Annotated in this window: 22 protein-coding genes; 11 read left to right on the forward strand and 11 right to left on the reverse strand. The window is 40.0% G+C overall.

Going from position 1 to position 21,974, the window contains the following annotated elements:
• Window positions 1-106: 106 nt before the first annotated feature.
• The 5 genes from B7699_RS03455 to B7699_RS03475 form a co-directional block, all read right to left on the reverse strand.
• Window positions 107-1,156: a DUF389 domain-containing protein gene (locus B7699_RS03455; protein WP_084927161.1), complete on the reverse strand. Its 1,050-nt coding sequence runs from the start codon at window positions 1,154-1,156 to the stop codon at window positions 107-109.
• Window positions 1,153-1,476: a potassium channel family protein gene (locus B7699_RS03460; protein ID WP_001253404.1), complete on the reverse strand. Its 324-nt coding sequence runs from the start codon at window positions 1,474-1,476 to the stop codon at window positions 1,153-1,155. The genes B7699_RS03455 and B7699_RS03460 overlap by 4 nt, the downstream gene beginning before the upstream one ends.
• A gap of 293 nt (window positions 1,477-1,769) precedes the next feature.
• The gene (locus B7699_RS03465) at window positions 1,770-3,281 is read right to left on the reverse strand and encodes an ATP-binding cassette domain-containing protein (protein WP_004242726.1); all 1,512 of its coding nucleotides are present in this window, start codon (window positions 3,279-3,281) and stop codon (window positions 1,770-1,772) included.
• Between the two features lie 799 nt (window positions 3,282-4,080).
• A complete protein-coding gene (locus tag B7699_RS03470; RefSeq protein WP_084927162.1) occupies window positions 4,081-5,055 on the reverse strand; it encodes a sensor histidine kinase in 975 nt (324 codons plus the stop codon).
• Window positions 5,048-5,725 (reverse strand): response regulator transcription factor, encoded by a 678-nt coding sequence (locus tag B7699_RS03475; protein WP_084927163.1) that lies wholly within the window; start codon window positions 5,723-5,725, stop codon window positions 5,048-5,050. Before B7699_RS03475 ends, B7699_RS03470 begins: the two co-directional genes overlap by 8 nt.
• 408 nt (window positions 5,726-6,133) lie before the next feature.
• Here B7699_RS03475 and B7699_RS03480 point away from each other — a divergent pair, with 408 nt between their 5' ends.
• From B7699_RS03480 to B7699_RS03490, 3 genes are all read left to right on the forward strand, one after another.
• On the forward strand, window positions 6,134-6,703 hold the full coding sequence (locus tag B7699_RS03480; RefSeq protein WP_142358321.1) for a TetR/AcrR family transcriptional regulator: 570 nt from the start codon (window positions 6,134-6,136) through the stop codon (window positions 6,701-6,703).
• 88 nt (window positions 6,704-6,791) lie between these two features.
• Complete coding sequence (locus B7699_RS03485) at window positions 6,792-7,568, forward strand: ferredoxin reductase domain-containing protein (RefSeq protein WP_084927165.1); 777 nt, start codon at window positions 6,792-6,794, stop codon at window positions 7,566-7,568.
• Between the two features lie 123 nt (window positions 7,569-7,691).
• Window positions 7,692-8,765 carry a DUF2974 domain-containing protein gene (locus B7699_RS03490; protein WP_084927166.1) on the forward strand — a complete coding sequence of 358 codons (1,074 nt, stop codon included), beginning with the start codon at window positions 7,692-7,694 and terminating at the stop codon, window positions 8,763-8,765.
• Between the two features lie 87 nt (window positions 8,766-8,852).
• On the opposite strand, the gene B7699_RS03495 is transcribed toward B7699_RS03490, so the two are convergent.
• From B7699_RS03495 to B7699_RS03505, 3 genes are all read right to left on the reverse strand, one after another.
• A complete protein-coding gene (locus B7699_RS03495; RefSeq protein ID WP_084927167.1) occupies window positions 8,853-9,872 on the reverse strand; it encodes a YdcF family protein in 1,020 nt (339 codons plus the stop codon).
• A 68-nt stretch (window positions 9,873-9,940) separates the two neighbouring features.
• On the reverse strand, window positions 9,941-10,378 hold the full coding sequence (locus B7699_RS03500) for an Rrf2 family transcriptional regulator (protein ID WP_001166795.1): 438 nt from the start codon (window positions 10,376-10,378) through the stop codon (window positions 9,941-9,943).
• A gap of 75 nt (window positions 10,379-10,453) precedes the next feature.
• Window positions 10,454-11,296, reverse strand: a complete 843-nt coding sequence (locus B7699_RS03505) for a metallophosphoesterase family protein (protein ID WP_049516474.1) — start codon at window positions 11,294-11,296, stop codon at window positions 10,454-10,456.
• A gap of 111 nt (window positions 11,297-11,407) precedes the next feature.
• Here B7699_RS03505 and B7699_RS03510 point away from each other — a divergent pair, with 111 nt between their 5' ends.
• The 4 genes from B7699_RS03510 (at window position 11,408) to B7699_RS09830 (ending at window position 13,851) form a co-directional block, all read left to right on the forward strand.
• Window positions 11,408-12,058: a metal-dependent transcriptional regulator gene (locus tag B7699_RS03510; protein WP_000188514.1), complete on the forward strand. Its 651-nt coding sequence runs from the start codon at window positions 11,408-11,410 to the stop codon at window positions 12,056-12,058.
• A 119-nt stretch (window positions 12,059-12,177) separates the two neighbouring features.
• The gene (locus tag B7699_RS03520; protein WP_084927168.1) at window positions 12,178-12,888 is read left to right on the forward strand and encodes a nicotinamide mononucleotide transporter; all 711 of its coding nucleotides are present in this window, start codon (window positions 12,178-12,180) and stop codon (window positions 12,886-12,888) included.
• 118 nt (window positions 12,889-13,006) lie between these two features.
• Window positions 13,007-13,420, forward strand: coding sequence for a hypothetical protein (locus tag B7699_RS03525; protein WP_084927169.1), 414 nt, complete (start codon window positions 13,007-13,009; stop codon window positions 13,418-13,420).
• A gap of 71 nt (window positions 13,421-13,491) precedes the next feature.
• Window positions 13,492-13,851, forward strand: a complete 360-nt coding sequence (locus B7699_RS09830) for a hypothetical protein (RefSeq protein ID WP_084927170.1) — start codon at window positions 13,492-13,494, stop codon at window positions 13,849-13,851.
• A gap of 38 nt (window positions 13,852-13,889) precedes the next feature.
• Here the strand turns inward: B7699_RS09830 and dtd are convergent, their stop codons facing one another.
• Entirely contained in the window at window positions 13,890-14,333 is a 444-nt protein-coding gene (gene dtd, locus B7699_RS03535; protein WP_084927171.1) for a D-aminoacyl-tRNA deacylase, read from the reverse strand.
• A gap of 29 nt (window positions 14,334-14,362) precedes the next feature.
• Window positions 14,363-16,585, reverse strand: coding sequence for a RelA/SpoT family protein (locus tag B7699_RS03540; protein WP_084927172.1), 2,223 nt, complete (start codon window positions 16,583-16,585; stop codon window positions 14,363-14,365).
• Between the two features lie 496 nt (window positions 16,586-17,081).
• On the opposite strand from B7699_RS03540, the gene B7699_RS03550 reads away from it, so the two are divergent.
• Entirely contained in the window at window positions 17,082-17,345 is a 264-nt protein-coding gene (locus B7699_RS03550) for a hypothetical protein (protein ID WP_061439703.1), read from the forward strand.
• A 124-nt stretch (window positions 17,346-17,469) separates the two neighbouring features.
• Window positions 17,470-18,099 (forward strand): MBL fold metallo-hydrolase, encoded by a 630-nt coding sequence (locus B7699_RS03555; RefSeq protein ID WP_084927173.1) that lies wholly within the window; start codon window positions 17,470-17,472, stop codon window positions 18,097-18,099.
• A 233-nt stretch (window positions 18,100-18,332) separates the two neighbouring features.
• Here B7699_RS03555 and pepO read toward each other — a convergent pair whose 3' ends face one another.
• On the reverse strand, window positions 18,333-20,225 hold the full coding sequence (pepO, locus tag B7699_RS03565; protein ID WP_084927174.1) for an endopeptidase PepO: 1,893 nt from the start codon (window positions 20,223-20,225) through the stop codon (window positions 18,333-18,335).
• A gap of 177 nt (window positions 20,226-20,402) precedes the next feature.
• On the opposite strand from pepO, the gene B7699_RS03570 reads away from it, so the two are divergent.
• Together B7699_RS03570 and B7699_RS03575 are read left to right on the forward strand one after the other, a co-directional pair.
• A complete protein-coding gene (locus B7699_RS03570) occupies window positions 20,403-21,125 on the forward strand; it encodes a metal ABC transporter ATP-binding protein (RefSeq protein ID WP_084927175.1) in 723 nt (240 codons plus the stop codon).
• Entirely contained in the window at window positions 21,122-21,970 is an 849-nt protein-coding gene (locus B7699_RS03575; RefSeq protein ID WP_000559776.1) for a metal ABC transporter permease, read from the forward strand. Before B7699_RS03570 ends, B7699_RS03575 begins: the two co-directional genes overlap by 4 nt.
• Window positions 21,971-21,974 lie beyond the last annotated feature (4 nt).

Raw genomic sequence — 21,974 nt, forward strand, 5'->3', positions numbered from 1 at the left:
AACTGAACAGCTGTTGCTTTTTATATTTTATTTAATCTGAACTAGTAGTGATTGACCAAACCACCACACAAGATTTGCTTTCATGAGTTGGATAAGGTTAATATCCTCAATCCTTGTCTGCTTCATTTTCTTTTACGAGATCGTTTTGTGAATCTTTTTCAGAGAGTTTTTGATCAATATACTTGTCAATGTTTTCATAAAATTCCTTGGTCGCTTCACTATCTAATGTTGGCGAGTTCTGAACTTGATTCACTTTCAATTGAACAGATTGAATACCGTAAGAGGCTTGTTTTTGGTGGAGTGTTTCTAATTCTTCTTCTGAAATCGGATCTCCAACAACCGTCAAGACCAATTCATTGTTACTTGACTTGTAGACTTGATTAATAACCGTATAATTGGCGAACTCTTTTCCTACAAACTGTTTGATCCCTTCTTTGCGCGCTTGTTCTATTGTCAGAGTAACTGCCGAATAGCTAGCTGGAAGAATCAACAATACAATCAAAGAAATCAAGCCAATTCTCATTTTAATGCTCAGCTCTTTAAATGAAGTTAAAGGAGATTTTCTCATCAAAATTCTTGTTCCAACAATGTTGGCTAGCATGATAAAGACACAGTTGATCAAGAAAAGATAGAGAGCCCCCAATAAAAATCGTACATTCCCATTAGCTAAACCATAGCCAGCAGTACAGATAGGCGGCATCAAAGCTGTAGCAATGGCTACTCCTGGCACGATATTGTTTGCTTCTTTTTTCCTTGAACCGATCACACCAGCAATCCCACCAGCAATAGCAATGAGAACATCCCAAATGGTTGGAGAGGTTCGTGCGATCAACTCGCTACTTGCATAAGACAAGGGAGAAATCCAGAAATACAGAGTCGAGACAAGCAAACTGACCAACACTTGAGTCAATAAAACCCCTAGAGCTTGCTTGATTAAACGCGTATCAAAAATAGCTAAACCGAATCCCAGTCCAACAATCGGTGTCATGAGAGGTGAAATTAACATGGCTCCAATAATAACAGCTGTTGAATTCATATTTAGACCGATAGAGGCAATAAAAATTGCACACATCAAAATCGCTGTATCTCTCAATCGAACATGAAGGTCATCGTATAATTTCTCACGGTATTCCCGTGTTGAATAATTGGCAGTCATTTGTCCTCTCCTCTTTCCTTATTTAAATCGGTATAATAATTAATAATAACAGCTGATAAACAGCCAAAAAATATGAGCCCATAAATCGTCAAGAAGACACTGGTAATCCTTCCAATCAAGGTCACAGCTAGGAGATCCCCGTAGCCGACAGTCGTCGAAGTCACAAAAGCATACCAAAGACCGTCTCCGTAATTTGTGATAGCAGGTTCAACTAGGAAAAGCACGCCTCCTGACCCAAAAACAAAGGTCACAAAACTCAGAGCAAACCGAGTAAAACCCGTAACCTGTATAATATGCCATAACATTTTTAAACGTCTCATTTGTTCTCCTTATTCATACTAGCTCCTGACCGAGCCGTTTTTTCCAATAATCAAAGTGAAGATAGGACATGATCTCCATTTTTTCTTCTCACCTGTTATTCTTTTGAAAATTATCTTTTAAGTATCCGTCAGTCCATCCTTTATATTATATCAAAAATTTTACAGTTTTTCTCTGACGAAATCTATCAATTGAATAGATAGATGAAGCAAGAAATTTTTGTTTCCTTATCCGAAGAAGGAAAAACGGTATCTCCTGAACCTTGATACTATGCGTTTTATTCTTTATAATTTAGCTATTTCAAAATTACAAGTTCTCCATTCTTAATTTCCCAAACTTGGTCAAACTTACTTAATAATTCGTTTTGGCGATGTAAAGTAACAATGACGGCACTTGGTAGTTCCAGAACTCTTTCCAATTCCATTTTAAACTGATTAGTATCCAAGGCAGAGAAAGGTTCGTCTAGGATAAGCAATGGATTTTTACGATTTTTCTCACGATTTAAATACATTCGTTGTTGCTGACCACCTGACAGGGATTGTGGTGGAATTTTTTCAAAATCTTCTTCTCTGAATTTTTCATTGAAACTATTGAATAGTGTTACATTATTTTCATAACTCGAAATAAATGTATGTTCTTGTTGCAGAATCATACCGAATCTTCCCCAAAGATGGTCCAAAACAAGCCCATCTAGCACAATTTGTCCTTCAAAATCTTCATCTGTTCCATTTAAAATGTTGAGAAGACTACTTTTTCCAGAACCATTCTTACCAATAAGCGCAATTTTATCCCCTTTTTGAATCGTAGCGGAAGTAATTATCAATTTTGATTCTCCCAGTTGTTTGGAAATGTTTTTCAAAGTAATCGTATCAAAAGAATGTTGAGGTGCTTGAACTGAAACGGGTCTCCCAACAATGTTTTGAAAACTCTTGATTACAGGCTTTACGGACTCTAACATTTGTAAATCATAAAGGATTTCCTGTATTGGTTCAGAAAAAGCATTAATATATCCGAAACTCGCCACCACCTCAGGAATACCGAGTTGCTGGTGAGATAGAGAGTAGGCTAAATAAATAAACAGAACAAGACTAATGAATTCAAAAGAAACACCTGTCAATAAGATGCCTGTAATTTTTGTCAAACCATACTTAAAATACTTATCCTGCAAATTCTTTAGAGAGCTCTTTTGTTGATTCAAAAAATGCGACATAGTTAGTTTATTTACCAAATGATGTCCCATGAGCAAATCCTCCAAGGTTCGATAGTAATCTCCTTGTTTTTTCAAGTAAACCTGTCTACGATTAGCGGTCAACTTCCCAACGATTTTAGGAATTTGAATACTAATTCCAGTGGAAAAGATTAAAATCAGTGATACAATAGGATTAATTGTTCTGCTAATAATGAAAGCGTAAATGATGATACGTAAAATTTGTTTGATAAAACTCATCAATGGAGGAAGGTAATCCTTTTCCAACGAATCTAGGTCATTAGATTGATAGGAAATATACTCTGCTACTGTTTTCTGCTTGAAATCGTGGTGACTGAGTCCCAGAAGTGAACGAAACCACTCATTTTTCAAAGTAGTCGAAAAGATAATCCCCTGCTTCCAATCAAGTATCATTTGGATATAGTTACAACTCAAATAGCCTGCCACTGACATAGAGTAACCATATAGAGCTACTTGATAATCCCCTTTGATTAATGCCTGCGTGAAATACGGTAACAAAGCTGTGCAGATATTCGATACTACACCAAAAAGAAAATTAAAGAAGAGATACCATCTAATAGTTTTAAGATATGGTAGCATATACGATACTCCTTGCTAATGCGTTTTTTTACATATCGCAGAACAATCTCTACTATTCCCTATTTCAGATAGTGCGATACTCGGACATTGAGTGCAATAATTGTAAATCACACAAGTTCTGCAGTTTTTACTATCATTCAAAATATAATTTGCTATTTTGTAAAATATAGGTCTATCCCATGTTTCTTTGATAGATGTAAAATGAATATTTCCAACACTTCTATTGAAAGTAAGCTTTTTCAGTTTTTCTAACGATTTAGGCTATTTCGTGACACACCCACAATCCGTGAAAATTCTGGTTATATCAGATTATGTGATTTTCGTAAGAATTTTATATTGTCTCCAATCATGGTAGTCTCCTTTTACTTGATAAAACTATTATAACATTTAGAAATTAAAAACTGGTTCAAAATCAATAGGATGTGTGTATTCGATACATTCAATAAATTCTTGGAAACAGTTCTACACCAGTTACACAAATCTATATACACCTATCTCATTCAAAATAAAAAGAAAGCTGCAGTTCTTTTAATCCTGTATCAACGATTCATTCTGAAATCGAATAGGAGACATTTCCCAAGTCTACAATTCACTTCATCTCAAATTAATTTCTGTAATTCACCCTTAGTTTATAGATTTTATACTCAACAAAAGTATAAAGCATACAAAACTTCACTTTGAACCAGTATTTATACTATATTCCGTATTAAAAATTCTATTATTGGTTTTGAAAAAAAACAGTCTTCAAATATCCTGAAATATAGCAAAAAGAGATTGGGTAAAAACTCATTGTCTCTTCTCACTCAAGGACTAAGTTCACTTGAGCAAACTGAATCCGCACTATCGTTCCTTTTCCGACCTCAGACTCGATGCGAATCTGGTGACCTAGTTCTTCAGAAATTTTCTTAGATAGATAGAGGCCAAGTCCAGATGACTGCTGAGTTAGGCGTCCATTATATCCTGAAAAGCCACGTTCAAAGACTCGGAGGACATCACTGTTTTTTATCCCGATTCCCGTATCCTTGATACAAAGCTCTTGCCCGTCCATATAAATCTCCAGACCACCTTCCTTGGTGTACTTGAGACTGTTTGAGATAATTTGTTCAATGACCACTAGCAGCCACTTTTTATCCGTCACGATTTCTTTATCAAGGTCATGTAGATTGACATTTAAGCCTTTTTGAATAAAGAAAAGAGCGTATTTACGAATTATTTCCTTGACCAAGTCCTCAATTTGAACCTGCTTTAAGACCAAATCATCATGAAAACTTTCTAAACGCAGGTACTGTAAAACTAGATTGGTATAGGAATCGATTTTAAAAATTTCCTGTTCTAACTGCTGCTTCAGTTGGCGGTCGGCTACTTCTGCAACTAAGAGTTGACTGGCTGCAATGGGGGTCTTAATCTGATGGACCCACAAGGTATAGTAATCCAGCAAATCCGTCAGTTTTCTTTCTGAATCTGACCTTTGCTGATAGAGTTCCATCTCACGCGCTTCTAATTTTTCTGCTAAAGCTATTTCCAAAGGAGACTGGGTTTCCCTCTCCCCATAGAGAATTTCCTGGCGATAGACCTGCATTTCCACCAATATGTCCCAAGTGAGAAATAAGATGGTTACAAAGCAACACAGCAGGAAAAAGTAGAGAAAGTAAATTCCCAAACTGGCAAATAAAAACTGAAAGAGCAAAACCAGAAACGTCAAAGAAAGCAGATAGACAAACAGACGACTACGGGAGCGCAGATAGGCTAGAAAAAATGGTTTCCAATCAAGCATGCTTCAGTCCGTACCCTATACCTTTCTTGGTTTCGATAAATCCAGCCAAGCCCTGCTCTTCCAACTTTTTACGCAAACGAGCCACATTGACAGAGAGGGTATTATCATCAATGAAAAAGTCACTGTTCCAAAGTTCCCGCATCAGGTCATCACGCGCTACAATATTGCCTGCATGCTCAAATAAAACGCGTAAAATCTGGAATTCATTCTTGGTCAAATTCAAGACTTGCCCTTGATAATGTACATCCATTGATTTGGTATTAAGGATCACACCGGCGTATTCCAGTAAACTCTCGTCACGCCCAAACTCATAGGAACGACGCAACAAGCCCTGAACCTTGGCTAAAAGAACCTGCTGGTCAAAAGGCTTGGTCACAAAGTCATCCGCGCCCATATTGATTGCCATGACAATATCCATAGCCTGGTCTCTCGAAGACAGAAACATGATAGGTACCTTGGAAATCTTACGAATTTCCTGACACCAGTGATAGCCATTAAACAAGGGCAAACCAATATCCATGAGGACCAGATGAGGCTCCGACTGGACAAAAAGACTCAAAACTTCCATAAAGTCTTCTACCAGCACCACTTCAAATCCCCATTCAGAGAGCATTTTCCCGACCTGTTGACGAATGACCTGATCATCTTCTACTAATAAAACCTTGTGCATCTGATTCTCCTTTGCTAATTTTAGGAGTCTTAAATCCTTTAGTATAAATAGAGGGCTTAGTATCTAATACTTTTTTGACATTTCCTTGTCACAACAGCTCAAAAACAGATAGTGAATAACCCCATTGATATCATACCTTATTTTCAGACATAGTGCCAGCACTACCCATTTATTTTTAATTTTTTCAACCCTCATTTCAGTTCTTTTATACATCCCCTTAACCAAAATTTATATCTATTCTTCCAAACCTTGAGTGTAGTTAAAACGACACTCTATACTCTTCTAATATTGAAAAGCTCCTTATCAAGTGGTATCCGTAAAAAGTTCTAGCTTTCAGATTGACAATCTGAAAAAGATTTGTTAAGATATGAATGAATAGAATTTAATATTCATTCAGAAAAGAGGTGAATCAAATTGGACAAAAAACAGGCTTTGAAATCCGCAGCTTATGAAGTTTTTTCAAAAAAAGGATACAAGGCGACAGGAATTTCAGAAATTGCTAGACAAGCTCATATGGCAGTCGGATCTTTTTACAACTATTACGAAAGTAAAGAAGCTATTTTTTTAGATATCTATATTGATGAAAACAATCGTGTTCGCCAAACTATGATCGAAGAACTGGATTGGGAAATTGATATGATTAATCTTATTAGTCAACTCTTTGCTCAATCCAGAGCACTCGTTTCTTCCAATAAAATCCTTGCAGAATGGTACAATCCTGCCATAGCAGATGAGTTGCATAGCTACTATTCCTCAGAAGAAGGGAAAGTCACGAATCCATTTCATCAATTTCTCGTGAAAACCTTTACTCATCGTTTACAGGCTGAAGGCCATTCTCCAGAAAAAATTCAAGATATTTTACAAGTTTACAACCTATTTTACTACATGGATATGCATATCACAGAAAATGATTTTCCAGATATTAGCAAAACTGTAGAAATACTAGCAACCAACTTCATTAAAGGAATACTGAAATAAAGAAATCTTTTCTTTATTTTTTGAAAATTCTTGAATGAAGAAAAATATTATTCATTCATAAAAATTATTACACTATAGGAGCTTAAAAATGAAACGAGGGAAAAAAATGTTCATGATTATTCTAACTACACTTGGAGTGCTCGGCTTTATATCTTGGGGAATCATTGCCTACCTTGGACGAAGTCAGACTTTATCGATACAATCCATTGAAAATCCCAGCGGAGATTTATATTTAGTTCACATCACAAAACCAAAAAATCAAATATGGAAAGCTGGCTCCTATGCTCAGTTTAAGCTTCCTGATAGCTTGTTTGGTACAAACAAAAGCCCAGTAAAGGAGGAACAGACTAGCCGATGGCTAACTCTTGCTTCCACTCCTGATGAGGACGAAATTCTTATTGTAACCCATAATAGTGGTAGCGTGTTCAAGGAAACCTTAACACATTTACCAGCTGGTAGTGAAATTGAGATGAGTTGGCTGGAGTCATCTTTATCTGTTAAAGATAATGACCAAGCACTAGTTTGTTTTGCCTCTGATGTCGGTATTTCTACTCTACGTCCAGTTATGAAAGAGTGGGCTGGTAAGCGCTCCATCATTCTTAATCATTTAGACAAAGGAGTAAACATTTTTGATAATGAGTTAAGAGAGCTTAGTAAGAATAATCCGAATCTAACTTATAAAACTAGCGAAACCTTTTCTCAAAGCCAAGCATTTTTAAAAAATGCGGTTGTGAAATACGGTAACCAAGCTATTTATCTCTTAACCGGCCAACCTGATGATATAAATGAGATGAAAAATTTCTTAAAAGAGAATGGGATTGACGACAAACAGATACAAACAAGTATGTTTAGAGGTTTGAAATAAAAGCAAACTGTCTTCTATGTGTCTGAATCATACCATTATAGGTCGGTATGTAGAGAGCTCGTACAAACCAACTAGTAAATTCTATGTGATTGTGATAAGATAAATAAAAAGAAAGGAGCTCTTATGACCAATATTTTTGACTATCTGAAAGATGTCGCATACGATTCCTTTTACGACCTTCCTTTGAATGAGTTAGACATTCTAGCCTTAACAGAAGCTACCTACCTCACCTTTGATAATCTAGTCTCCACAAGTCCTCAGCGACTTTTAGACCTGGCACCTCAGGTTCCAAGGGAACCCAACATGTTGACCAGCAAAAATCGCCTCCAGCTATTAGATGAACTAGCTCAACACAAACGCTTCAAAAATTGCAAACTCTCCTATTTTATCAACGACATCGACCCTGAGCTGCAAAAGCAGTTTGCGGCTATGACCTACCGCCTCACTCTCGATACCTATCTGATTGTCTTTCGTGGGACTGATGACAGTATCATTGGCTGGAAGGAAGATTTCCACCTGACCTATATGAAGGAAATTCCTGCTCAAAAGCACGCCCTCGCCTATTTAAAAAACTTTTTTGCCCAACACCCTAAGCAAAAGGTCATTCTGGCTGGGCATTCCAAGGGAGGAAATCTAGCTATCTATGCTGCTAGTCAAATTGAGCAAAGCTTGCAACATCGGATCACAGCAGTTTATACCTATGATTCGCCTGGTCTCCACAAAGAACTGACACAGACCGAAGGTTATCAAAGGATAATGGATAGAACCAAGGTCTTCATCCCACAAGGATCCATTATCGGTATGATGATGGAAATCCCTAACCACCAAATCATCGTGCACAGTACTGCCTTAGGTGGTATCGCCCAACACGATACTTTTAGCTGGCAGATTGAAGACAAGCACTTCGTCCAACTGGATAAAACCAACAGTGATAGCCAACAAGTTGACACAACCTTCAAGGAGTGGGTGGCGACAGTCCCTGACGAAGAACTTCAGCTCTACTTCGATCTCTTCTTTGGCACCATTCTTGATTCTGGTATTACATCTATCAATGACTTGTCTTCCTTAAAGGCTATCGAACACATTCGTCATCTCTTCGTCCAAGCTCAATCTCTCACTCCAGAAGAAAGGGAAACCATGGGACGCCTCACCCAGTTATTGATTGATACCCGTTACCAAGCATGGAAAAATAGATAGTACTCTTGAAAATCAAATGTATACAAAACAAAAGACCTAGAATACATACTTTCATGTGCATTCTAAGTCTTTTTAAATAGAATCTGACTACCAAATAATCCCTTTGTAGGCTATCAAAATGAGGGCTAATAGCAGGACATAAAAGGCAAGGAAAAGCCATTTCATTTTGACACAGAGAGCTACGTACTCCCGAATAAAAGCAGATGGTATGTAGTAGCCTGCCGTCCTACATCCGAGGCCATCTCCCTTCATTTTTAACTTACGAGCATAGGTACTTGTTCTAAAGACATGATAATCATTTGTTACAAAGAGGAATTGAGGTTTGGCTACCAGCTTCTCACCAAGTTCCTTAGAAAAGAGAAGGTTCTCGTAGGTAGTCCTTGATTGGTCCTCCAGGATAATCCCATCTTGGGGAACATCGGTCTCTTCAAGCAGATAGTTTGTAATAGCCTGCGCTTCAGAAATCTTTTCATCTGCTCCTTGACCACCACTGGCAATGATTTTGATATGAGGATTCTTAGAATTGTGGTAAGCTTCTACTGCCTTATCAATTCTCCTCTTTAGCAAAGGTGTTACCTTTTCTCCGTCTAACAAACCTGCACCATGAATGATGATAAAATCATAATGCTTCTTCTTAGGAATAAAGAGATACAAGATAGAGTACAACATAAAACCCACAAAAGCAAAACCAAAAATAAAGTAAGAATAAGCAATAAATGCAAATAAAATGTTTAGAAAGTGATTGGTGTAAAATAATTCATTTCTATCACCCAATCGAAATGACATCAAGGCAAAAAATAACAAAATGACTATTCCAAGGAGCATTGAGAGATAATTAGCCTTTGAACGTCCCTCTCGCTTCAACAAAATGACCCCATTATAGATTAAAAAGATGCCACTTAGAAAAATCAGTATCGGAAGTAAAATAAAGGGAAATATAAAAAAAGCGAAATGAATCTTCTCATACCCATTTTGATAAAAAAGGTAGCCTAGATAAAAATAACTGGAAATGAGGGATAATAAGAATAATACTGGATTCCACAAACTTCTATTATCCTTCCAAAATGACACTATAAAGGCTAATACAATTCCTATAACGAGATACATTTCTTCCTCCTTTTATGAGTTCATTCTATCATAATTATCCAAAGAAAAAAAGAGGGCACCTATCCCTCTCAATCCTTCATCTGACTCTCTGCATCTGCCACGACCTGTTCTAGACTGGTCTGACCAAGTTCAGCCTCCATAGCCAGCTGGATTCTCTCCAATTTTTGATCTAAAACATCATGAATATGAGCTCCAACTGGGCAATTTGGATTTGGATTGTCATGGAAACTGAAGAGTTGGCCTGTCTTACCAAGACATTCGACCGCTTGATAAACATCTAAAAGACTAATGTCTTTGAGATCCTTAACAATCTCTGTTCCCCCTGTTCCGCGCGCTACTGAAATCAGTTCAGCCTTCTTCAACTGGGACAAGGTCTTTCTGATAATGACAGGATTGACCCCGACACTAGCAGCCAGAAAATCACTGGTCACCTTGCTTTCCTTCCCCTTGAGGGCAATGATTATCAGCATATGAGTCGCAATGGTAAATCTACTTGGAATTTGCATACTCTTCTCCTTTTTACGAGGCTAGCCTACCTCTACTCTTCTCTTTCTTTTATTATACCCTTTTTGGTTGTAATGTCAATTATTACCACTTTTCAACCAAGCATCTAATTCCCTATCATAGCCCTCTTTCTGGGCCAATTCTCTCAGAAATTCCTGATGATGAGTATGGTGGATACCATTGACTAGACTTTCATAATAAACCTCAAAATAGGGAAGTTTGAGGTCTTTAGCCAACTGCAATTCAGCTGCCACATCGTAGTCCACCCGTCGGAAGTCCATATCTACCAAGCCCTTGTCATCAAACTCCAAAATCATATACTGGGCCCGCAAGTCCTTCCGCAACTGGGCATCTAGAAAGAAAGGTTGACCAATCGAACCTGGATTGACAATCAATTGCCCACCAGTCCCATAACGAAGCAACTGCTGATGAATATGACCATAAACAGCAATATCACAAGACGGGTTGGTCACCAAGCGGTCAAAATCCTCTTGCGCTCCAGTATGAATCAACTCTCTCCCCCAGTTCTTATCAGGAAGATGGTGGCTAATTCCCACCGTCAAATCCCCAAACTGACGATGAATCTGGAGTGGTTGATTGTGGAGCAGTTCAATTTCTTCTAGGGAAATTTCCTCTAAAACATACTGGCACTGTCGCAAGAGATAGCGTTGACTGGGACGAGTACTATCCAATTCCTTGCGGACACCATGCCAAAGACTGTCTTCCCAGTTTCCCAAAACTCTAGCCGTAATCGGTAGTTGATCCAACAAGTCCAAAATCCTTCTACGCCCTGTCCCTGGCATGAGAATATCTCCCAGAAGCCAGTATTCATCCACTCCTAGCTGCCGAGCATCTGCCAAAACAGCCTCCAAGGCGGTGGTATTTCCATGAATATCTGAAAGAAGAGCTATTTTCATCATATCCATCTCCTCGTTTTTTCTCTTGCAATAAGTATAACATAAAAAGTCACAGCTAGAGAAATCTAGCTTTTTTTGATATACTAGATATAGATATTAGACAAGAGGAAACGAATGACCCCGAATAAAGAAGATTATCTAAAATGTATTTATGAAATCGGCATAGACCTGCATAAAATTACCAACAAGGAAATTGCGGCCCGCATGCAAGTCTCTCCCCCTGCCGTAACTGAAATGATTAAACGGATGAAGAGTGAAAATCTCATCCTCAAGGACAAGGAATGTGGCTATCTACTGACTGACCTCGGCCTCAAATTGGTCTCTGAGCTCTATCGTAAGCATCGCTTGATTGAAGTTTTTCTAGTCCATCATTTAGACTATACAAGTGACCAGATTCACGAGGAAGCTGAGGTCTTGGAACATACTGTCTCTGACCTGTTCGTGGAAAGACTGGATAAATTGCTAGGATTTCCCAAGACCTGTCCTCATGGAGGAACTATTCCTGTCAAGGGAGAACTCTTGGTTGAAATCAATAACCTGCCACTAGCTGATATCAAGGAAGCTGGCGCCTACCGCCTGACTCGGGTGCACGATAGTTTTGACATTCTCCATTATCTGGATAAGCACTCACTTCGCATCGGTGATCCGCTCCAAGTCAAGCAGTTTGATGGCTTCAGTAACACCTTTACTATCCTTAGTAAAGACGAGGATTTACAAGTGAATATGGACATTGCCAAACAACTCTATGTCGAGAAAATCAACTAATTTCTCAAGTCCCCCAACCAACCCTGAAAGTTTTATTTTCAGGGTTTTATTTCTATCATTTGATTTTGCTTTCATTTAATTGTAGAATATTTGTAAAAAAAAGAAAGATAGTTTAAACTATGAAAAAATCACTAAAAATTTTTGCTACATCTAAATGGTTTGACCTCTTTGGGGTTGCTTTAGTCGTTGGGATTGCGATTGCATCTGGTTACCTCAACTCTCGTCTCGATAAATTCGTAGATTGGGGACCATGGACTGCTCTTGTTCCCTTTGGATTGATTTCCGTAACCAATGTTGGGATTTCCATGTTGTCCACTCGTTTTACAGGAAAATTAAGCAAGTGGGGAAATTACTTTGGCATTATCAATACGATTTTGTCCGGTACTATTGATTATATCCTTGGAAATAAGGCGGCCATCATCACCTATCCCGTCACCTTCCTCATTTATACCTTTGCCATTAAGAAATGGGAAGCTTCGCAAGAAGGCAGACCCAACCAAATGAGCCAAAAACAGCTAAAATTAGCGGCCATCATTATTTCCATCATCGCCTTCCTCTTTGCCTTTGTGACAAACTATATCGGCTATGGGGGTAAGATGAATCTCCTTGCCTACGTAACAACTATTGCCTTTGCACTGTCCCTCATTGCCAATGCTTTGAACGCATTGAAACTAACAACTCAGTGGGGTTTTTGGTTGATTTACAATTTCGTTCAGCTGACAAAGGCTGGCATTCAAGGAAACTTTGCCAATATCGGTAAATACATCTTTTATATCCTCAATGCAATCGGAGCTTTATTTGTCTGGAATGATGAAGAAGTAAAACAATAAGAGGAAAATCAAATAAAGAAATCTAACAGAATCTCCTTACTAAAATTTTTATCATTTTAGTTGTAACTCCCATTCGTTTGATGTAGAATGAAGTTAGATAAAAGAGGGAGGTCATCTTATGAAAAAACTCTTTAGAATCCATTTTACAGCCATCGTAGTCAGCGATTTGCTACTGTTAGTAACTTTCAGACCCCGATACGAACTTTCTTTGGAGAGAGGCCTGATTTTTTGCTTCATTTTCATCCTTGCTCAAGGACTCCTGCTATTTCGCTTGGTCAATCGACTCAAAAAACATTTCTCTGAGATTTATCTTCAGATGAACAAAAAAATTCGCCTTTACTACTTAGAGATTCTCTCCGCCGACCTACTATTATTTGTCTTTTTAGCCATCACTGGCCCTCAACATTTTTACTCTCTTACTCCAGTCTTTACTTCCTGTCATTCTACTTTTTATTATATAACGGCTAGCCACCAGAGAGAAAACTATCCAGACTTTTACGACAAACACATCACTTTATGGGAGTGTCTCTAAGGAAAAGGAGACTTTAGCATGAAAAAATCATCTCCATCAAAACCATTCAACTCCTTATCATCGATGGAATTATGCTGGCATTTTTGACATTTAAAGAGGGACTTACTTGGGATTGGATTTTGATTTATAGCGGTTGGCTCATTTTCTTTCATCCTGTGCTATTGACCTATCTTTCAAACCAACTTTGTGACCACTTTAGTCACCTCTATTCCCAGATTAGACCAAAATTCTGGCGTTTTGCCTTACAAATCCTCCTATGGGATAGCCTGATGATTCTCTCCTTGATATGTTTAAGTGGTATCCCACTTTTCCTTCAGGGAACTCTCCTAATCCTAGGACACCTCATCCCTGCCTATCACATAAGCCAAAGTTTGAAAAGAGACTTCCCCAAGGCCTATCAGGAACAGATTTCATTTTGGAGTATTTTATGATAGATGAGAAAAACCAAGCCGGCCGGGCTTGGTCTTTCTTATCTATTTTTAGTATCAAGAATAATGGTAACTGGTCCATCATTAACCAGCTCAACCTGCATGTCCGCACCAAAGATACCTGTCTGAACGGGCACTTCCTGCGCTAATTTTTGATTGAAAGTATCATAGAAGTCTGATGCCATATCAGGCTTGGCTGCACCTGTAAAAGCTGGACGATTGCCTTTCTTAGTATCTGCAAAGAGGGTAAACTGAGAAATAGAGAGGATTTCTCCTTCAATATCTTTGACAGACAGGTTCATCTTGCCTTCTGCGTCTGAAAAAATCCGCATGTTGACAAGCTTTCTCACAGCATAGTCCAAATCTTCCTCTTGGTCCTCTGGTCCAACACCAACCAGCAATAAGAGTCCCTGATTGATTTTCCCCTGCAACTGACCTTCGATACTGACTTGGGCTTTTGTAACCCGTTGGATAATGATTTTCATAATAGCCTTTCTAGTAAGAGCTAGGACAATTAGCCGTTGGTCCGTTTGACAGAGTAAACTTCTGGCACACTCTTAATCTTGTCCACGACCGTGGTCAATGTAGAGAGGTTGGCAATACCGAAGGACACATGGATATTAGCAAATTTCATATCCTTGGTTGGTTGGGCGTTGACCGTTGAAATATTCTTGGTTGTGTTTGAAAGAACTTGCAGTACATCGTTCAACAGTCCTGTACGGTTGAGGCCATAGATATCGATATGAGCCATATATTCTTTATTTGAGCTAGAGTATTGGTCTTCCCATTCCACATCAAGGAGACGTTGCTCGTAGTTTTCTTGGGCGCGCAGGTTCATACAGTCCACACGGTGAATGGCTACACCACGCCCCTTGGTAATATAACCAACAATATCGTCACCTGGCACTGGATTACAGCACTTGGCAATCCGCACGAGGAGACCTGATGCACCTTCAATGACCACACCACCCTCATGCTTGACCTTGAGGGTTTCTTTATTTTCAACCTTGATCTCGCCACCTTTGACAAGTTCTTCTGCCTCCGCCTTGGCCTTGGCACGCTCTTCTTCGCGGCGTTCCTTTTCAGTCAGACGGTTAAAGACGGTAATCGCACCGATTTCTCCAAAACCAATGGCCGCAAAGAGGGATTCTTCAGTCTTGTAGCTGGTCTTTTGCAGAACTTGGTCCATGTGGCGCTTGTCCATGAATTTATTGGCCGCATAGCCATTTTCTTGGAACTGGGCCATCAACATTTCACGACCCTTATTGACAGACAATTCCTTATCTTGGTTTTTAAAGAACTGACGAATCTTGTTACGGGCCTTGCTGGTCTTGACCATATTGAGCCAATCACGGCTCGGTCCAAAGGAGTTGGGGTTGGTGACAATTTCAACCTGATCCCCTGTCTTGAGCTTGGTTGTCAGTGGAACCATGCGACCATTGATCTTGGCACCAGTCGCTTTTTCACCGACCTTAGTATGGATTTCGTAGGCAAAGTCAATCGGTCCTGAATCTTTGGGAAGGGAACGGACAGCTCCATCTGGGGTAAAGACGTAAATCTCCTCAGCCAGATAGTTTTCCTTAACTGAATCAACAAATTCCTTGGCATCATCGGCCTGGTCTTGGAGCTCCATCATCTCCTTGATCCAGTTCATACCAATAGCTGATTCCTTGCTGTTAACCTGCCCCTTAATGCCTTTCTTATAAGCCCAGTGAGCCGCAACCCCGTACTCAGCCACCTCATGCATCTCCTTAGTACGAATCTGGAATTCAATAGGCCCTTTTGGCCCATAAACAGTCGTATGGATAGACTGGTAACCATTGGCCTTGCGGTTGGCAATATAGTCTTTAAAGCGACCAGGCATGGGTTTCCAAAGCTCATGCACATAACCAAGCATGGCGTAAACATCACTTTGGGTATCCAAAATACAACGAATGGCAATCAGGTCATAGATTTCCTCAAACCGTTTTCTCTTATCCTGCATTTTGCGGAAAATCGAGTAAATATGCTTGGGACGGCCGTAAATCTTCCCTTTTAAGTGACGATCTGTCGTATATTCCTCTAATTTTGTGACTACCTCATCCACCAAGGCTTCACGCTCTCTGCGTTTTTCCTTCATCATATGGGTAATCTTGTAAAACTCCGTTGGGTTGAGATAACGGAAAGACAAGTCTTCCAATTCCCATTTGACACTGGAAATCCCCAGACGGTGGGCAAGCGGGGCATAGATTTCCATAGTTTCCTTGGAAATGCGCTCCTGTTTGTCTTTGCGAAGGTGTTTCAGAGTTCGCATATTGTGCAGGCGGTCAGACAGTTTGACCAAGATAACACGAATGTCCTCAGACATAGCCATAAGCATCTTACGATGATTTTCAGCCAACTGCTCCTCGTGAGACTTGTACTTGACCTTACCAAGTTTGGTAACCCCATCGACAATCACACGCACATCAGGACCAAACTCTCTTTCCAAATCATCCAAGGTCGCATCTGTATCTTCCACCACATCATGCAAGAAACCACAAGCTACCGTTACAGCATCTAGCTTGAGCTTAGCTAAAATACCTGCCACTTGGATGGGGTGAATGATATAAGGCTCGCCTGATTTGCGGTATTGCCCACTATGGCAATCCACCGCATAGACCAATGCCTTATGGACAAAATGGACATCCTCTTCCGTTAAATATTTTTTGGCTAAAGCGACAACTTCTTCGCCTGTTAAATTCACTTCTTTTGGCATCTCTACTCTCCAATTCTTCCTACCATTTTATCACTTTTTTAAGAATATGAAAACTAGATTGGAACAGAATAGGAAAAAAATAATTCAGAATTGATTGATAATTCAGAATTATTAGTATATAATATATTACGAAGTTAGATTTTAAACTTAGGTGATAGAAGGAGAGATAGACCAACGGAAACCATATTGTAACCCAAAGACTTTCTGACTTCCCTCAATTTCCTTGAAGATACGAAAGCTAAACAGTGGAACTCGTGTCACATACACTGGTACCTTGACTGGATTTTGGAATTAATACTCAATGAAAATCAAAGAGCAAACTAGGAAACTAGCCGCAGGTTGCTCAAAGCACCGCTTTGAGGTTGTAGATAAGACTGACAAAGTCAGTCACATATATACGTCAAGGCGACGTTGACGCGATTTGAAGAGATTTTCGAAGAGTATAAAAATCCTCAAGATACTTTCTTCTATCCTTTAGTTTATAAGGAGAACACCTATGAAAAAAACTGCTATTTCTATCTTTGCTCTCCTAGTGTTAGGAGTTAGCTGTTTGTTCCTATTCAACCAGCAAAGCTATAAAAAAACAGTCGTTCAATACTATGCTAACGACCAGAACCTGCCCAATAGGATAACTTATAGTGAATATAGCGATAAACGAGAAGCCAACTACGGTGGCACTCTAAACATCACGTCTATCAAACAAGCTAATGACGGAGTTTATGCAACCTATGAAGGGCAATTGACACCTCTCCAATATTGATAAATTGATAACCAGCCTGTCTTCATCTAGTCATGCTGGTTTTTTAAGTTCATTCTAAATCCTTACCTATTCTCCCCAACTGTGCTATACTTAATTTAGTACATTCTTTGAGATTGGAGCTAGTATGAAAATCCATAAAACTGTGAATCCTGTTGCCTATGAAAACACCTATTACCTGGAGGGTGACAAACACCTCATCGTCGTTGATCCTGGTAGCCATTGGGAAGCCATTCGTCAGACCATCGAGAAGATCAACAAACCAATCTGCGCCATTCTATTGACCCACGCCCATTATGACCATATCATGAGTCTGGACTTGGTTCGTGAGACTTTTAGCAACCCTCCTGTCTATATCGCAGAGAGCGAAGCCAGCTGGCTCTACACTCCTGTCGATAATCTCTCTGGCCTCCCTCGTCATGATGATATGGCAGATGTGGTCGCAAAACCTGCAGAACACACCTTTGCCTTTCATGAAGAATATCAATTAGAGGAATTTCGTTTTACAGTCCTACCAACTCCTGGTCACTCTATCGGTGGTGTTTCCCTAGTCTTCCCTGATGCACACCTAGTCTTGACGGGAGATGCTCTGTTCCGAGAAACCATCGGACGGACAGACCTTCCAACTGGTAGTATGGAGCAACTCCTTCACAGTATCCAGACCCAACTCTTCACCCTACCAAACTACGATGTCTATCCAGGACATGGTCCAGCTACGACCATCGCCCATGAAAAGACCTTCAATCCCTTTTTCTAGCAAAATGATGACAATGACTATCACAATTTAATACTCAATGAAAATCAAAGAGCAAACTAGGAAACTAGCCGCAGGCTGTACTTGAGTACGGCAAGGCGACGTTGACGTGGTTTGAATTTGATTTTCGAAGAGTATAAGTAAACTATCCAGCAAGTCTTTTCATTACAAAAGGCATCCTATCAAGGTTTTCACACCTGACAGGATGCCTTTTTCTGATGACTAGATTTTTTGCATTACCAAATAATCACGCGCTCTTCTGGTGAACGCCACATACCGTCTCCTTCTTTGACATCATAGGTTGTAAAGAAATCATCGAAGTTTGGCACTTGCACATTGACACGGAGTTTGGCTGGTGCGTGCACATCGACGCTAGCCAAAAGTTTCATAAATTCTGGGCGACCTTTCATGCGCCAGATGCGACCAAAGTTGTAGAAGAATTCTTCTGCTGAGAAGTCTGGCTCTCTCTTAGCTGCTTCAAGCGCTGCTGCGATTCCTCCCAAGTCAGCCACGTTTTCTGATACAGTCAATTTACCATTGATGGTTGCTCCATAAGAATCCTGTCCATCAAATTGGTCAATAACTTTTTGTGTTTTCTCCTTGAAGGCAGAATAGTCGCTCTCTGTCCACCAATCCTTGAGACTACCATTTTCATCAAAGGAAGCTCCGTTGGTATCAAAGGCGTGGGAAATTTCATGGGCAATAACCGCTCCAATACCACCGTAGTTAGCAGAAGATGACTGATGCAAGTCATAGAAAGGCGCTTGTAAAATAGCTGCTGGGAAGACAATCAGGTTCTTCTGTGGATTGTAGTAGGCATTGACCATATGAGCAGGCATGCCCCATTCCTTGTAGTCTACAGGCTGGTTCCACTTGCTCCAACTGTGCTTGATTTCCACACGCGCAAAGGCTAGAGCATTGTCAAAAAGACTAGCATTTTCATCCACTACCTTGTCCTTGTAGAGTTCTGGCAATTCTTCTGGATAACCGATATAAGGCTTGATGACATTGAGTTTGACGATGGCCTTGTCACGAGTTTCTGGAGTCAGCCAGTCATTTTTAGCCAAGCGTTCTTTATAAACATCAATCATGGTTGCTACTTTTTTCTCCACGTCCGCCTTGGCTTCTGGGGAGAATTTTTCATGGGCATACCAGAGCCCCAAGGCTTGTTTGAATGGACCTTGTGCTAGCTGGTAGGCTGCCTTGACCTTGTCTTTGGCTTCTGGAACTCCAGAAAGCGCACGGCTATAGGCACCAGACAAGACACGGATTTCTTCTGTTAAATAGCTGGTTGACAGATTGACAACACTCAAAATCAAGGTTGCCTTAAGGAGAGGCCAAGCTTCCTCACTATAGAATTGGTCTGCTGCTTGCCAGAAACGTTCCTCGTCTACGATAACCTTGTCTGGCACTTGTCCAAGAACTGCTTGGAAAAAGTCATCCAAAGGTAGGGCAGGCGCAAATTTCTTGAAGTCTTCGTAAGCATATGGATGGTAGAGTTTAGCATATTCTGAACTTTCTTCATTAGAAAGCACCACTGCCGCAATGCGACGGTCCAATTCAAGTCTTTTCTCTAGCAAGTCTTCAATTTCTTCATCAGAGAAATCATAAGCCTTGAGGAGATTTGCGCTAGTTTCTTTCCAAAGAGTCAAGAGTTCCTCACGTTGAGGATGGTCTTCAGCATAGTAAGTCGTATCTGGCAAGATTGTGCTTGGAGCACTGGCCCATAGAACATTGATTCTGGCATCCATAAAGTCTGGCGATACACCAAAAGGAAGGAAATTAGGTTTTCCAGCAAGCTCAAACTCTGCTAGTTTGGCAGTGAAATCTGCAAAAGTCTCCAATTCTTGGAATTCTTTAAGGAGAGGCAAAACAGGTGTGATACCGTCAGCTTCTCTCTTGTCAAAATCACGAACTAGGCGGTGGTATTTGACAAAGTTTGCCAAAATAGCATCCTCAGGCACCTCTTCTCCTGCCAACCACTTGTCTGTTGTAGCCAGCATTAAGTCTTCAATTTCCTGATCTAAATCCACAAAACCTCCAGTTTGAGACTTATCTGCTGGGATTTCAGCTGTCTTCTGCCATTCCCCATTGATTGCATCATAAAAATCATCTTGATAACGTGTCATCTTGTTCTCGCTTTCATTTATACTTGCTTTTAGCTTAACAAAAATTACCTGGGAATGCAATTAAAAATGAACTGATACTTTCTATTGTTTTTCAGTTATTATTTTAATTTTTTCAAAAATTAACTTGACTTAATTTTTTTTTTAATGTATATTAAGAGACAGGAGGAATACAACTGTATGATACGTATCGAAAACCTCAGTGTCTCCTACAAAGAAACGTTGGCACTTAAGGATATTTCTCTAGTGCTCCATGGACCAACAATTACCGGTATCATTGGTCCAAACGGTGCTGGGAAATCAACATTATTAAAAGGGATGCTGGGAATTATCCCACATCAAGGTCAGGCATTTCTCGATGACAAGGAAGTGAAAAAATCCTTACATCGAATCGCCTATGTCGAACAAAAAATCAATATCGACTACAACTTTCCCATCAAGGTCAAGGAATGTGTCTCACTAGGACTCTTTCCCTCTATCCCTCTCTTTCGCAGTTTAAATGCTAAACATTGGAAGAAAGTGCAAGAGGCCCTTGAAATCGTCGGCCTAGCTGACTACGCTGAACGTCAAATCAGTCAATTGTCTGGAGGTCAGTTCCAGCGGGTCTTGATTGCCAGATGCTTGGTGCAAGAAGCCGACTATATCCTCTTAGATGAACCCTTTGTTGGGATTGACTCAGTCAGTGAGGAAATCATCATGAATACGCTGAGAGCTTTGAAAAAAGCTGGGAAGACGGTTCTCATCGTCCACCACGACCTCAGCAAGGTTCCCCACTACTTCGATCAAGTCTTGCTTGTCAATCGAGAAGTGATTGCCTTTGGTCCAACCAAAGAAACCTTTACCGAAGCCAATCTCAAAGAAGCTTACGGTAATCGACTCTTTTTCAATGGAGGTGACCTATGATTGCAGAATTTATCGATGGATTACAAAAATTCCATTTCTTACAAAATGCCTTGATAACAGCCATTGTCATCGGGGTCGTAGCTGGAGCTGTGGGATGTTTCATCATCCTACGCGGGATGTCACTCATGGGAGATGCCATTTCACATGCTGTCTTGCCAGGTGTAGCCCTCTCCTTTATCTTGGGCCTTGACTTCTTTATCGGAGCCATTGTCTTTGGACTACTAGCTGCCATCATCATTACCTACATCAAGGGAAACTCGATTATCAAAAGCGATACCGCCATCGGCATTACCTTTTCTTCTTTCTTAGCCCTCGGTATCATCTTGATTAGTGTCGCTAAAAGTTCAACTGACCTTTTCCATATTCTTTTTGGTAATATCCTGGCCGTCCAAGATACAGATATGTTTATTACGATGGGTGTAGGAGCAGCCATTCTCTTGTTGATCTGGATTTTCTTCAAGCAACTCTTGATCACTTCCTTTGATGAACTCTTGGCTAAAGCCATGGGAATGCCTGTCAATTTCTATCACTACTTACTCATGGTACTCCTAACTCTTGTGTCTGTGACAGCCATGCAAAGTGTCGGAACTATCCTGATTGTAGCCATGCTGATTACCCCAGCGGCAACTGCTTATCTCTATGCTAATAGCCTGAAAAGCATGATTTTCCTTTCCTCAACCTTTGGAGCGACAGCTTCAGTTTTGGGACTCTTTATCGGCTATAGCTTTAACGTTGCGGCAGGTTCTAGTATCGTGCTTACAGCCGCTAGTTTCTTTCTCATTAGCTTCTTTATCGCTCCAAAACAACGATATTTGAAACTGAAAAATAAACATTTGTTAAAATAAGGGG

The sequence above is a fragment of the Streptococcus mitis genome (assembly GCF_002096835.1).
Lineage (GTDB): Bacteria > Bacillota > Bacilli > Lactobacillales > Streptococcaceae > Streptococcus > Streptococcus mitis_W.